Genomic DNA, 13495 nt, shown 5'->3' with positions numbered 1-13495 from the left:
CGGCTACTCCAAGCCGGGACGGGGGAAGCTGGCCGAATAACGATCGCAGATTTCGTCGAGCCGGGCCCGGCTGCGGATCAGGGCGTCCACGCAACGTGGATCGAACAGACGACCGCGCTGAGCGTACATATACCCCAATGCCTCCTCCACGTCCCAGGCTTTTTTGTACGGACGCGGCGAAATCAGGGCGTCGAACACGTCGGCGACCGCCACGATCCGGGCTTCCAGGGGAATATCGTCCCCGGCCAACCCGTCGGGGTAGCCGCTGCCGTCGTAGCGCTCGTGGTGGCGCAGGGCGATCAGGGCGCCGGCCTGGATGAACCGGTTCTGGCTGCCGCTGAGCAGTTCGTAGCCGATCTTGGGGTGGCGGCGCATGATCGCGGTCTCCTCCTCGGTCAGCGGGCCGGGTTTCATCAGCACCGCGTCGGGGATGGCGATCTTGCCGATGTCGTGCAGCGGCGCGGCCATCTCGATGACCCGGATCTCGTCCTCGAACATGCCCAGTTGCTCGGCGATCAGGCCGGCGATGTGCGACATCCGCTCCAGGTAGGCGCTGGTGCCGGCGTCGCGGTATTCGATGGCGCGGGCCAGCCGCGACAGAGTCTCGCGTTCGCGCTCCTCGACCTCGTGCATGCTCGACAGCAGCCGCTGTTCCAGCGACAGGGCCCGCTGTTTGACGTTCTCGGACTGCTGGCGCAGCTGCAGCAGGTTGCGGCAACGCGCGCGCAGCTCGCGCGGGCGCACCGGCTTGACCAGGAAATCGATCACTCCGGCTTCGAGGGCGGCCTGGCGCACCGGCTCGTCGCCGACCACGGTGACCAGGATGATCGGGATGTCGCGGTGCATCGGCAGGCGGCGGAAACGGCGCGCGAATTCCAGCCCGTCGATGCCCGGCATGCGGTAATCGAGCAGCAACAGATCGGGCTGGTGCGTCTCGCACCACGCCAACGCGGCCTCGGGCTCGCCGAAATCGTGCACCGACAACTCGGACGCGATGTCCTCGATGATGTGGCGCAGCATGGTCCGCGCGGACGTTTGGTCATCGACGATAACGACGTTCACACCGGCTTCCGTAAGGGGGTCACCCCCTGTGGTGACCGATCTGGGAGCATACCCCGCCAGGATGCCTGTGACAGCCGCCGAAGGTCCCTAGACGATCCGGGATCGTCCGCTATCGCCCGGATCCGGTATGCGAATGAGCGCTGTACGTCACGGTTCAACGCGGCGCGACCGGAGAAACGGCCAAGCGCATTGGCCGCCCGGTGTGCTTGCCCGCGTTTGCGCCGGCGACCGCGCCGCCGCCGCCGGCCGGCGCGCAGACCGGCTCAGAGGCCGGCTTCGGGACGCATGTAGGGGAACAACAGCACGTCGCGGATCGACGAGGAGCCGGTCAGCATCATCACCAGGCGGTCGATGCCGATGCCCAGGCCGCCGGTCGGCGGCAGGCCGACTTCGAGCGCGCGGATGTAGTCGGCGTCGTAGTGCATGGCCTCGTCGTCGCCGCTGTCCTTCTGGTCGACCTGGGCCTGGAAACGCGCGGCCTGGTCTTCCGGGTCGTTGAGCTCGGAGAAACCGTTCGCCAGTTCCTTGCCGCCGATGAACAGCTCGAAACGGTCGGTCAACTCGGGATCGAGGTCGTTGGCGCGCGCGAGCGGGCTCACTTCGACCGGATGGTCGGTGATGAAGGTCGGCTGGACCAAAGTGTGCTCGACGGTCTTCTCGAAGATCTCCAGCAGCAGCTTGCCCCAACCGTAGCCCGGCTTCACCGCGACCTTGAGGCGCGCGGCATGGGCGCGCATCGCCTCGAGGTCGCGCAGTTCTTCGCGCTTGATCTCGGGGTTGTGTTCGAGCACCGCGTCGGTCATCGACCAGCGCCGGAACGTCGGCCCGAGGTCGATCGGGTTGCCGTCCCACTCGACCCGGGTGGTGCCGAGGACCTCGCTCGCGGCGTGGCGGATCACCGCCTCGGTCAGGTCCATGATCTCGGTGTAGGTGGCATAGGCCTCGTACAACTCGAGCATGGTGAACTCGGGGTTGTGCCGGGTCGACACGCCCTCGTTGCGGAAGTTGCGGTTGATCTCGTAGACGCGCTCGAGGCCGCCGACCACCAGGCGCTTGAGGTACAGCTCCGGCGCGACGCGCAGGTACAGCTGCAGGTCGAGCGCATTGTGGTGGGTGACGAACGGCTTGGCCGCGGCGCCGCCGGGGATGTAATGCATCATCGGCGTTTCCACTTCGAGGAAGCGCCGCGTGTCCAGCCAGGCGCGCATCGAGCGGATGATCTTGGAGCGCTTGACGAACACCTCGCGCGCGTCCGGCGACACGATCAGGTCGACGTAGCGCTGGCGGTAGCGCTGTTCGACGTCGGCCAGACCGTGGAACTTGTCCGGCAACGGCCGCAGCGCCTTGGTCAGCAGGCGCAGGGTCTCGGCCTTGACCGACAGCTCGCCGGTCTTGGTGCGGGTGATGGGGCCTTCCGCGGCGACGATGTCGCCCACGTCCCAGCCCTTGAACTTGTCGTAGGTCTCGCCGAGCGCGTTGGCCTGCAGGAACAGCTGGATGCGCCCGGACTCGTCCTGGATCTGGACGAAACTGGCCTTGCCCATGACCCGCTTGAGCAGGATGCGGCCGGCGACCGCGACCCGGCGCGACTCGCTGTCCAGCGCTTCCTGGGTCCAATGCTCGGCGTCGATGTACTGCGCCTGCAGGTCGCCGACGAAATCGCCGCGGCGGAAGTCGTTCGGGAAGGCGATGCCCTCGCCGCGCATGGCCGTGAGTTTGGCGCGACGCTCCGCGATCAGATGGTTCTCGTCGATGGGCGGCAGGCTCGTTTCGTCGGTCATAAGGGCGGGCACAGGGGATTGGAGGAGGAATTAAGCCAGGAAATCGGAGATTGGGGGGCCGGAATCTGGAACCGGGGAGGATTCATTGCGAATCCCGACTCCCGATTCCCGAATCCCGGCTTTCAAACCGCGTCGCTGCGTTTCGAGCCCACTTCCAGTCCGGACTTCAGGCTGGCCTCGACGAATTCGTCGAGATCGCCGTCGAGCACCTTCTGGGTGTCGCTGCGTTCGATGCCGGTGCGCAGGTCCTTGATGCGGCTCTGGTCGAGCACGTAGTTGCGGATCTGGCTGCCCCAGCCGATGTCGGACTTGGTCGCCTCGACCGCGTCGCGCACCGCGTTGCGCTTCTGGATTTCCAGCTCGTACAACTTCGCCGCGAGCATCTTCATGGCGCGGTCGCGGTTGGCGTGCTGGCTGCGCTCGGTCTGGCAGGCCACGACGATCCCGCTCGGCACGTGGGTGATGCGCACCGCCGATTCGGTCTTGTTGACGTGCTGGCCGCCGGCGCCCGAGGAGCGGTAGACGTCGGTCTTGAGGTCGGCCGGGTTGATCTCGATGTCGATCTTGTCGTCGACTTCCGGCGAGACGAACACCGAGGTGAAGCTGGTGTGGCGGCGGTTGTCGGAGTCGAACGGCGACTTGCGCACCAGGCGGTGCACGCCGGTCTCGGTCTTCAGCCAGCCGTAGGCGAAATCGCCCTCGACCCGGAAGGTCGCCGACTTGATCCCGGCCACGTCGCCGCCGCTGACTTCCATCAGCTCGGCCTTCCAGCCGCGCGACTCGGCCCAGCGCAGGTACATGCGCAGCAGGATCTCGGCCCAGTCCTGGGCTTCGGTGCCGCCGGCGCCGGCCTGGATGTCGACGAAGGCCGAGGCCGCGTCCATCGGGCCGGAGAACATGCGCCGGAACTCGAGTTCCTCGACCTGCTTGGCGTAACGCTCGACGTCTTCGACCACGGCCAGCGCGGTCGACTCGTCGTCTTCCATCTCGGCCAGTTCGAGCAGTTCGTCGGCGCCGATCAGCCCGTCGGTGAGACGGCGGATGCCGTCGACGACCTTTTCCAGGCTGGCGCGCTCGCGGCCCAGGCCCTGGGCCTGTTCGGCGTTGTTCCAGATGTCGGGGCTTTCGAGCTCCCGGTTTACTTCTTCGAGGCGTTCGACTTTGCTGTCGTAGTCAAAGATACCCCCTGAGCGAATCCAGCCGGCCCCGGAGGTCGGCGATGCGCTGGCGGACGGGATTGAGCTCGATCATGTCCGATGGTCTTGAATGCGGATGAGAACCGCCGATTCTAGCAGCCCGGGCGGCCGGGAGGCCGCCCCGGTCTCGGCGCCCAGTGGGGTGCGAGCGGCGCGAGCCGCGACCAGGCTTTCCCCGCACCGGCGGACCCTGCCCGCTAGCCGACCTGGTCGAGGCGGGCGGCCCGCCGCGCCGCGCCGCCCTGCCCCGCGACCCCTCGGCCCGGCTCACTTCACCTCGAACTCGCCCACCATCACCACCTCACTGCGGTCCTTCAGGCGCAGGGTCACCTTCTGCTCGCTTTGCCGGGCGCCGCCGAAGCCGGTGGCGAGCCACAGGTGCAGGGTCGTCGCGCCGGTCACCAGTTGCTGGCGGTCGCCGTAGAAATTGGCCTCGACCTTGTACTTGCCCGGCTTGGCGTCGCGCAGGATGAATTCCTCCGGGCCGTAGCCGCCGGTGAAGTCGTTCGAGATGCGCCCGCCTTGGTAGGTCAGCTTGTGGCCGTAGTAGCACTTCTCGCCGTTCGGGTCGGTCACCCACAGGTCCATGTCGCTGTTGTCGCTGTCCCAGCTCAGCACTACGCGCAGGTCCAGCGGCAGGTTGCGCAGCAGGCGCGGGTCGATGCGCGCGCTGTCCACCGCCTGCGGATGCGCCGCGACGATGGCATTGAGCTCGGCCATGGCGATTTCCTCCACGCCCGGGAAGCGGCCGTCCCAATCGCGCAGGGCGATCTCGTACAAGGCCTCCACCGCCTGCGGGTACTGGGCGTTGGCGGCATAGGCCAGGCCCAGGTCGCGGAAGCTCTGCGGCTCTTCCTCGGCCAGTCCGCGCACGCGCTCGAACACCGGCACGGCCAGCGCCGGCTGCCCGGCCTGCATCAGGCGGTAGCCGAGCACGCGCAGGATGTGGCGATTCTCCAGGTCCATCTCGGCCAGGTTGGAGAGCACGCGCAGGGCCAGGTCGTGCTGGCCCTTCTCGACCAGCACGTCGGCGACGTCGAGGTAGAAGGCGCTGCTGGCTGCGTGCGAATCGCGCTCGTCGAGGTAGATCGCATAGACGCGGTCGGCGCCGGCCTGGCGCAGGCGGCGCGCGTACGGCGAATCGGGCTGCCAGGGCTGCAGGACGATGCGCGCGCCGGCGCCCGGCTGGGCTGCTTCCTCTTTGGCGCTCGCATCGGCAGAAATCGCGTCGATGCGCGAGCCGGTCACCTCGATCCTTTCCAGTCCCGCGCTGGCTTCGGCGGCCGGCATCGGCGCGGCCGCGGCGACCGGCGCCGGCGCATAGGCCTGCAGACGTTGTACATCGCCTCGCGCGCCTGCTCCCGCGCGACGCAGCTTGGCCGCGTCGAGCGCCTGCGGCGGCATGCCCTTCGGCCAGTCGCGCTGCCACCACTCGATACGCTGCGCATACAAGGCGGCGACCCGGTCCAGGCTCTGCCGGCGCGACCGCTCGGTTTCGCCGCTGCGCTCGGCTTTGAGCCGGTGAAATTCATCGAGGCGGTCCGGCGGGACGATGTCGTAACGCACGTAGTCGGCCAGATCGTCGAGCACGATCAGCGAAGTCTCGGCGGTGACGATGCCGAAGCGCTGGCCGAGGCGCGCGATCGCGGCGCGGTGGAGTCCGGGGTCGGCCTGCATCGCCCGGATCGAGTACTGCGCCCACAGCGCCGCCGGCAGCGCGCTGGCGGGGGCGTCGGCTTCGATAGGCACCGCGATTTCGCGGACCCGGCCGCCGTCGCGCACCTTCAGGCTCAGCCGCGCCGGGCGGTCGCCGAGCTTGCCGGCGATGCGCAGCAGGCCGCCGTCGGCGAACGGCGAATCGGCGACCACCTCGTTCGTGCCCAGGCCGTCGACGCTGAGCAACTGCGGGCCTTCGTTGAGCAAGGCCTCGGCGGCGCGGTCCAGTTCGGCGGCGCGCTGCCAGGCGACCAGGCGGCCGCCGTGCGCCTGCGCCAGCGCGCGCAGGCCGTCGTGGTCGGAGGCGGCGCCCGCCGAGTTCAGCGCATACAGGCGCTGGCCGCCGAGCAAGGCCGGGAAACGGCGCTGGCCGTAATTGAACAGGCCGTCGCTGACCAGCAGGTATTCCTCGATGCCGGGCTGCGGCCGCCAGCCGCCCGGGTCGGTCGCGCCGTCGTAGACCGTGCTTTCGAGTTCGCGCCTGAGCGCCGACCAGTCGCCGTCCTTTACCGCGAAGGCTCGCGCCGGCTCGGCGCGGTCGCGCAGCCGGATCAGGCTGACCTGGACGTCGCCGGCCGCACGGAAGTACCGATCCAACAGCGCCAGTTCGCTGGCGCGTTCGCGCTTGCGGCCCGAAGCCGAGCTGTCCCACAGCAGGCCGAGCGACTTTGGCAGCGCACGCGGCTGGCGCGGGCCGGCCAAGGGCACTTCGGCCAGGAAGAAACGTTCGCCCTCGCGATCCTGGGTGTAGGCCTGCGGGGCGCTCGCCGCCGGCACCCGCAGGCTCAGGCTGTCGCCGAGCGGCCGGCTGTGCAGGGCCAGCCGGTAGCGACCCGCCCGCGAGCTGATGTCCGCCTGCTGGCCCAGGCCGACCCAGCGCGGCTTCTGCGCCGAGACCAGCTCGAGCTTGAAACTGCGCGCCTGCGCCGCGAACGCCAGCGGCAGTTCGTAACGCCACTCGCCGCCTTCTCGCGCGAGCGACTCGACGAATTCCAGCCGCACCCGCCGCGTGCCCTGGGCCGGAATCGGGTAGACCCGCAGCTTGAACTGGTTGCCGACGGTCTTCTCCAGCAACGCAGGGTCGACGCCGCGGCGTTCGATCGCCTCGAACACCTGGCGCCCCTTGTCCTTCGGCACCGGCACCGCGGCGCGCAGCTGGCCGTCGATGTCGAGCGCGAAGCCGGCGACTTGCTGGCCGTCGCGCAAGGGGAACTGCAACTGCCCTTCGAGCACCCGCCGGTTCGGATTGCGGAACACCAGCTCGACCGAGGTCCGGGCGAGGCCGCCGACGATCTCGCCTTCGACCCTTGCCGATTCGAGCACGATGGGGGTTTCGGCGTCGCGCACTTCGAGCAAGGGCGGCGCGGTGACGTCCCTGCGGATCTGCGCGCTGGCGACGGCCGCGAGGGCGAGCAACAGGCAACATACGGAACGAACGACTGCGAAGGACGGTTTCACCGGTCACCTCTTCCATAAGAACGGGAGCTGCAACCTCATAACGCGGCGACCGCGCGAACGGGGTTGAAGGGCGTCGCTTCCATGCACGCGGGCGGCGGTGGCGCGAGCGCCAGGGCCTGCGGGGCGGATCGGGGTAGATGCAAGCTGGGTTGGTTGCGGCATCGGGTAAGAGCAAATCCCCCGCCCCCTTTTCCAAAGAGGCACCCCCAGCATCACGAGGCTGCGTCTGGGGCTGGAACCGGTGGCGGTGCCGGTTCTGACGATCGACGCATCGATCATCGCCCCCTTCGGCGAAGGGGCGAGCGCCCGGCGACAGCCGTTGAAACCCGATCACTACAGCGCGGATTGCTCTCGGCCGCGAAAAACCGGATACGCAGCCCCTAGCCTCTCAGGGCCGATACAGCGACCGCAGGCTCAAGGCGCGCTGCAGGCTGTCCAGGCCGGCCTTCGACTTCAACCCGATCTCCACGGTTTCGCCCGGCAACAAAGTCAACGCGTTGTCGGCCAACTCGACGTCGTGATCGCCGAAGTCGATCCAGACCGCGCGCGCCAGCTTGCTCACCTTCAATTGCAAACGGTAGCCGTCGCCGTCGCGGCGCAGTTCGCCGTGCAGCTCGGGGTCCTGCCAGGCCAGGCGCCTGGATTCGCCGAAGTACACCGCACGCCGCGACACCGTCCGGCCGTCGACGATCAGCTCGAACACCGCCGCGGTGCGCAAGGGGTCGGCGTCGCCGAGCAGTTCGGCATCGCTCCAGGCGCCGGCCGCGGTCGAGGCCAGCGCCGCCAGGGTCGCCGGCTTGCGTTCGTCGCGATGGACGCGGCCGTCGAAGTCCATGACCCGCAGGCGCCACTCGCCCTGCAACGGCGCGGTGCGATCCGACAGCAGGCTCAGCTCGGTGCGCCCGCTGCCGGGCCGGCGCAAGGGCGCGATGGCGACATCGGCGAAGAAACGCTTGGCGTGGAAATGCAGCGGCTTCCAGCGGCCGTAGTAATCCAGGCTCGACCACGACGCGCCCGGCCAGACGTCGTTCAACTGCCAGTACAGCGAACCCATCGTGCGCGGACGCGAAGCGCGGTGATGCAGCGCCGCCAGCTCGATCCCCTCGGCCTGGACCTGTTGGCTCAGATAAACGAAATCGGCGAAATCGCGCGGCTCGCCGTATTCGCGGCGGATGTACAGCAACAATCGCGAGTTGCCGTCGCCGGCCAGGAACTTCTGGTGGGCCCGAATCACCGGCGCGTTGATGCCCTGCTCTTCGGGCTTGGCGAAACTGGCGATGGTGCGCAGCGACGGCCAGCCCTGCAGGCCGTACTCGGACATGAAGCGCGGGGTCTCGTCGAGGTAGGCCGTCGCCGGCAAGGCCGGGCCGCCCCATACGTCCCAGTAGTGCTTGTCGCCGTTGTTGGAATCGTTGGCCTTCTCGTCCAGATCGTTGCTCGGCGAACTCGACCAGTACGGTACGCCGGCGCCTTCTTCGGCGACGACCTGGCGCAGGTCATGGCCGAACAAGGCCACATAGCCTTCCCACACCGTCTGCGCGAACTTCGGGTCGGCCGCCGTCAGCTTGGTCCGATGGCCCCAGTCCTTCCAGGCGGTTTCTTCCTCGTTGTTGCCGCACCACAGCACGATGCTCGGGTGGTTGCGCAGGCGGCGCACGTTGTCGCGCGCCTCGGCGACGACGCTGGCGCGGAACGCCGGATCGTAGCCGGGCGGCATGCCGCCGCCGAACATGAAGTCCTGCCAGACCATCAAGCCGAGTTCGTCGGCCAGTTCGAAAAAGTCGTCCGACTCGTAATAGCCGCCGCCCCAGTTGCGCAGCATGTTCATGTTGGCGTCGCGCGCGGACTGCAGGTCGCGGCGCAGCCGCTCGCGGGTCACCCGCGCCGGGAAGGCATCGAACGGAATCGCGTTGGCGCCCTTGGCGAACACCGGGATGCCGTTGACGACGAAGGCGAAGCCCTGGCCGACGGCATCGCGCTCGCGGCGCAGCTCGATACTGCGCAGGCCGGTGCGGCGCTGGCCGACCGCCTGCACGCCGTCGGCGTCGCGCACGCGCGCCTTGAAGGTGTACAAGGCCTGCTCGCCATAACCGACCGGGTACCAAAGCCGCGGCCGGGCGATGGTCAGCGGCACCGATACGGTGTTGCGGCCGCTGTGCAGCTGAGCCTCGTGGCGCAGGGTCTTGCCGGGGCCTTCGGGACCGGCGTAGTCGATCTCGACCGTGGCCGCGCCGGCGCGATCGCTTTCGATCTCCAGCTCGACTGTGGCCTCGGCGGCATCGCGGGCGATGCGGCGCGGCTGCACGTGCAGGTCGGCCAGGCGCAAGCGGTCCCAGCTCTCCAGCCGCACCGCGCGCCAGATCCCGGCGCCGACGTAACGCGGGCCCCAGTCCCAGCCGTAGTGATAACCGGGCTTGCGCACGAAGTTGGCGGTCATCGCGTCGCGCGGCTCGTCGCCGTACGGCGAGGGGTAATTGCCGGCGATCTTGTGCGGCATCGCCTGCACCTGCGGCAGCATCCGCCGGATCGGCGAGTCGAACACCACCCGCAATTCGTTGCCGCGTTCGCGCAGGTGCGCCCGCGCCGGCACCCGCCAGGTGCGGAAACTGTTGTCGGCCTTGAGCAGCTCGACGCCGTTGAGCTGCACGGTCGCGAACGTGTCCAGGCCCTCGAACACCAGCTCGACGTGAGCGCGCGCCAGGGTGGCGCGGTCGACGTCGAAACGCGTGCGGTACTCCCATTGCGCCAGGCCGATCCATTGCAGGCTGCGCTCGCGCGCGCCGACGTAGGGGTCGGCGATCAGGCCGGCGGCGAGCAGATCGGTGTGCACATGTCCCGGCACCTGCGCCTTGCGCCAGTCGGTGGCGGCGGCATGCGCGGCGGCTTCCGGGTCGCCCGGCACCAGCCGGAACTGCCAGTCGCCGTGCAGGGGCCGCGAGCCCGCCTCGGCCGCCCGGGCCCAGTCCGCGCTCAGCGCGGCGGCCAGCATCAGGCCGATAGCCGCCGCGGTGCGCAGCGCCGAAACGAAGGTGTTCTTGGACCGGAGTGTCGCCATGCTTGCCCCAACGAGTCGCTTGCCGTGGTCGCGCGGCCGCGTGCGGCGGCCGGCCATGAGTTCGTGGCCAGATCGTGGCCGAGCCCCGGAAAAACGGGGACGCCCATCCAGGCGCCCCCTGCCCGAGAATCGGGAAAAAACCCTGCGTCCCGCCTGGACAGCGCGGAATCGCCGGGCCACCACCGCTTACTGGAGAGCGTTTGCCGCGGCCGGCCGCGAACGGCCGGCCGCGCTTGCGTGCATCAGTCGAACTTGTAAACGAACTCGGCCGAGATTTCGCGACCGACCCGCGAGAACACCCGTTCGTTGGCGTAGATGAAGAACATCTTGTACGGGTCCTTGTACTCGGCCTCGTCGAACAGGTTGTCGATGTACAGGTTGACCCGGGCCTGTTCGGTCAACTGGTAGCCGGCGGTCAGGTTGAAGTAGACCGGCGCCTTCAGCTTGCCGACCATCCGGCATTCGGTCGAGATCTGGCCCGGCATGACCGGCGCGCAACGGTTGTAGTTGTCGCCGTTGGTGTGGCCGATGCGATTGGCGAACAGGGTGGCGTTCCACGGCCCGCGCGACCAGCTGGCGCTGGCGCGGGCGAAGGTGCGCACGTCGTTGTCGCGGTTTTCCTGCATCGGCGCGCCCGGGTCGCGCTGCTCGTTGTTCTTCAACTGGTTGGTGTAGTTGAGCGCGAAGCTGAAATCGCCCCAGGCCGTCGCCGGCAGCTTGTAGCGGGCCGACACGTCGACGCCGGCCACTTCGCGGTAGGCGATGTTGATCGGGCCGCTGCGCACCGAGGTCACCTGGCCCAAGGGGAAGTTGGGGTCGGCGACGCCGAAGGCGTTGGTGCCCGGGCTGCTGCGGGTCACCCGCGAGAGGATGCTCGAACAGGTCGACGAACCCGGCGCGACCTGCATGCGGTCCGAGGACCGGCGCGGAACGCCGTTGATGCACTGGCTTTCCAGATCGAGGATGTCGGCGATGTCGAAATCGCGCACCTGGTTGTCGATGGTCATGCGCCAGTAGTCGGCACTGAACGACAGGTTGTCGGTGGCGTCCCAGACCAGGCCGGCGCTCCACGACTTGCCGGTCTCGCTGTCGAGCTTGAGGTTGCCGGTGCGGCTGGTGGCGTGGCGGTAGTAGACCGAGGCCGAGCCGCAGTTCGGGCCCTGGTTGCGCTTGATGCACGAGGCGACGTCGGCGCTTTCCTGGGTGCCGGTGCCGCTGGTGGCGAACAGGTAGTGCATGTCCGGCGCGCGGAAGGTGGTGTTGTAGGCGCCGCGCAGCAGCAGGCTGTCGATCGGGCGCCATTCCAGGCCGGCGTTCCAGGTGAAGTTGCCTTCCTTGCGGCTGTCGTCGTCGTAGCGGTCGAAGCGGCCGGCGGTGGTCAGGTCGAGCGAGGCCAGCAACGGAAACTTGAACTCGACGCCGGCGGCATAACGCTTGCGGTCGCCGCCGCCCTGGTTGGTGCCGCCGGGCTGGTCGTACTGCTTGTTGGGGCCGAAGGTCAGCGGATCGGGGCTGAGGCGATAGCCCTGCGAGCCGGCTTCCAGCACCGCGGCGAAACCGACCGGGCCGGCCGGCAGATCGAACAGGTCGCCGTTGACCGCGAACTGGGCCTGGTTCATCCACGACTTGGCGCTGGAGTGGCCATGGGTGGTCAACCGTTGGAAGGTCGCCAGATCCATCGGGTTCCAGAACCGGCTCTGGTTCAACTGATACGCCGGCAAGCCGCCGTTGGTGCCCAGCTGCGGCCCGAGGAAGTACTCGTCGACCGCGCTCTGCACCACCGAGGGGAAGCTGAAGTCGACCTTGTACTCGGTGCGGCCGATGGTGGCGTCCCAGTTGAGCTTCTCGCCGAAGCGGCCGCGCAGGCCGGCGGCGAGGTCCCAGGAACGCTCGTTGGTATAGAACAGGAACGGATCGCGGCCGCCGGCCTCGGGCACGGTGAAGGCGCGGCGCGCCTGATAGCTGCGTCCGGTGCCCGGGTCGTAGAACGCGCCGCCGCGGTTCAACTCGAAGCGCAGCGCCTCGTCCTGGCGCGATTCGCCTTCGCTGTCCCACAACGACGCGCTGACCCAGGCCTGCATGCCGTTGTCGAAGTCGTAGCTGAAATTGCCGAAGGCCGAGACGTTGTTGGAACCGTTGCGCAGGCTCCACAGGGCGTTGCCCTTGCTCTGGGTGCAGCTGTAGCCGGGGAACTCGGGCGCGTTGCCCTCGTTGCCGATGAAGTGGTGCAGCGGCAGGTCCTGGAAGCGGTCGCAGGCGCCGGCCGGCGGCGTCACGCGCTGCTTGCTGGCGCTGTCGATCAGCTCCACGCCCCAAACCCACGGCCAGGGGTCGTTGACCAGGGGCTTGACCGTATTGGCCGGCTCCAGGTCGGAGTCGACGAACTCGCGGTCGCCGGCGAACAAGGTCTCGCGCCCGCTCCACTGCACGCCGTAGGTCGCGCTCCACTTGTCGCCGGTGCGGCCGCCGGTCCAGGACAGATCGAAGGAATCGCCGCCGCCGCGGGTGGTGGTGCCGCCCTTGATCCGCACTTCGTCGCCATTGAAGTTCTTCTTCATGATGACGTTGATCACGCCGGCCATCGCGTCGGAGCCGTAGATCGCCGAGCCGCCGCTGGCCAGCACTTCGATCCGCTCGACCGCGGCCATCGGGATGTTGTTGAAATTGGCGAAATTGCCGCGCCCCTCGTAGGGCAGCGGGTAATCGGCCACGCGGCGCCCGTCGATCAGCAGCAAAGTGCGGCCGGGACCGAGGTTGCGCATGTTGAGCGGGCTGGCGTTCGGGGTCGGGCCCTTGTTGACGTCGGCCTGCACCGAGCCGGTGACCTCGGTCAGGGTGCTCAGCGCCTCGTATACGGTCGAAAAGCCCTCGCGCTTGATCTGGTCGGCGCTGATCACCGTGACCGGCGCCGGGCCTTCGACTTCGGCGCGCTTGATGCGCGAACCGGTGACGGTGATCTTGTCCATCGACTTGACCTCGCCGGCCGCCGTCGCCGGCTCCTGCGCGCTCGCTTCCTGCGCCGCCGCGACGCACGGCAGATACAGGGCGGCGAGCAGCGCCGCGGTCAGGACGTTGCGGTGCGCGCGATGGCGTTCGGCCGGCGTGCGGTGTTGACGCTCGTTGCGGTGCTGATTGTGGTTCACCTGCTACCCCTCCCAATCGCGGCCGAACCCTCGGCCAAGGTTACGTTTCGTTTTGTATCCAGCGCTTTTCGTGGCGTTTTGTGG

The 13495-nt window shown here is 68.5% G+C and carries 6 protein-coding genes; all 6 read right to left on the bottom strand.

The window, feature by feature from the left end:
* Positions 1–3 precede the first annotated feature (3 nt).
* Positions 4–1122, bottom strand: a complete 1119-nt coding sequence (locus tag AC6CH2_RS01915) for an HD domain-containing phosphohydrolase (protein WP_498268192.1) — start codon at positions 1120–1122, stop codon at positions 4–6.
* Between the two features lie 203 nt (positions 1123–1325).
* Positions 1326–2843: a lysine--tRNA ligase gene (gene lysS, locus AC6CH2_RS01910; RefSeq protein ID WP_498267686.1), complete on the bottom strand. Its 1518-nt coding sequence runs from the start codon at positions 2841–2843 to the stop codon at positions 1326–1328.
* Between the two features lie 122 nt (positions 2844–2965).
* A protein-coding gene (gene prfB / locus AC6CH2_RS01905) for a peptide chain release factor 2 (RefSeq protein ID WP_435393678.1) occupies positions 2966–4094 on the bottom strand; the annotation gives its coding sequence in 2 pieces (ribosomal slippage) (positions 2966–4018 and positions 4020–4094; 1128 coding nt in all).
* A gap of 212 nt (positions 4095–4306) precedes the next feature.
* Positions 4307–7171, bottom strand: a complete 2865-nt coding sequence (locus AC6CH2_RS01900; RefSeq protein ID WP_498267685.1) for a DUF2135 domain-containing protein — start codon at positions 7169–7171, stop codon at positions 4307–4309.
* A gap of 430 nt (positions 7172–7601) precedes the next feature.
* Positions 7602–10202, bottom strand: a complete 2601-nt coding sequence (locus AC6CH2_RS01895) for a beta-mannosidase (protein ID WP_498268191.1) — start codon at positions 10200–10202, stop codon at positions 7602–7604.
* Positions 10203–10510: 308 nt separating this feature from the next.
* Positions 10511–13411 carry a TonB-dependent receptor plug domain-containing protein gene (locus AC6CH2_RS01890; protein ID WP_498267684.1) on the bottom strand — a complete coding sequence of 967 codons (2901 nt, stop codon included), beginning with the start codon at positions 13409–13411 and terminating at the stop codon, positions 10511–10513.
* Between the last annotated feature and the right edge of the window lie 84 nt (positions 13412–13495).

This window comes from Lysobacter sp. GQ73 (assembly GCF_059758755.1).
Note: the sequence above shows the minus strand (reverse complement) of the source record. Positions and strands in the feature narration are given on the sequence as shown.

Excerpts from the sequence above, each read along its gene's own strand:
- lysS (WP_498267686.1), bottom strand. The coding sequence starts at position 2,843 with ATGACCGACGAAACGAGCCTGCCGCCCATCGACGAGAACCATCTGATC.
- AC6CH2_RS01895 (WP_498268191.1), bottom strand. The coding sequence starts at position 10,202 with ATGCTGGCCGCCGCGCTGAGCGCGGACTGGGCCCGGGCGGCCGAGGCG.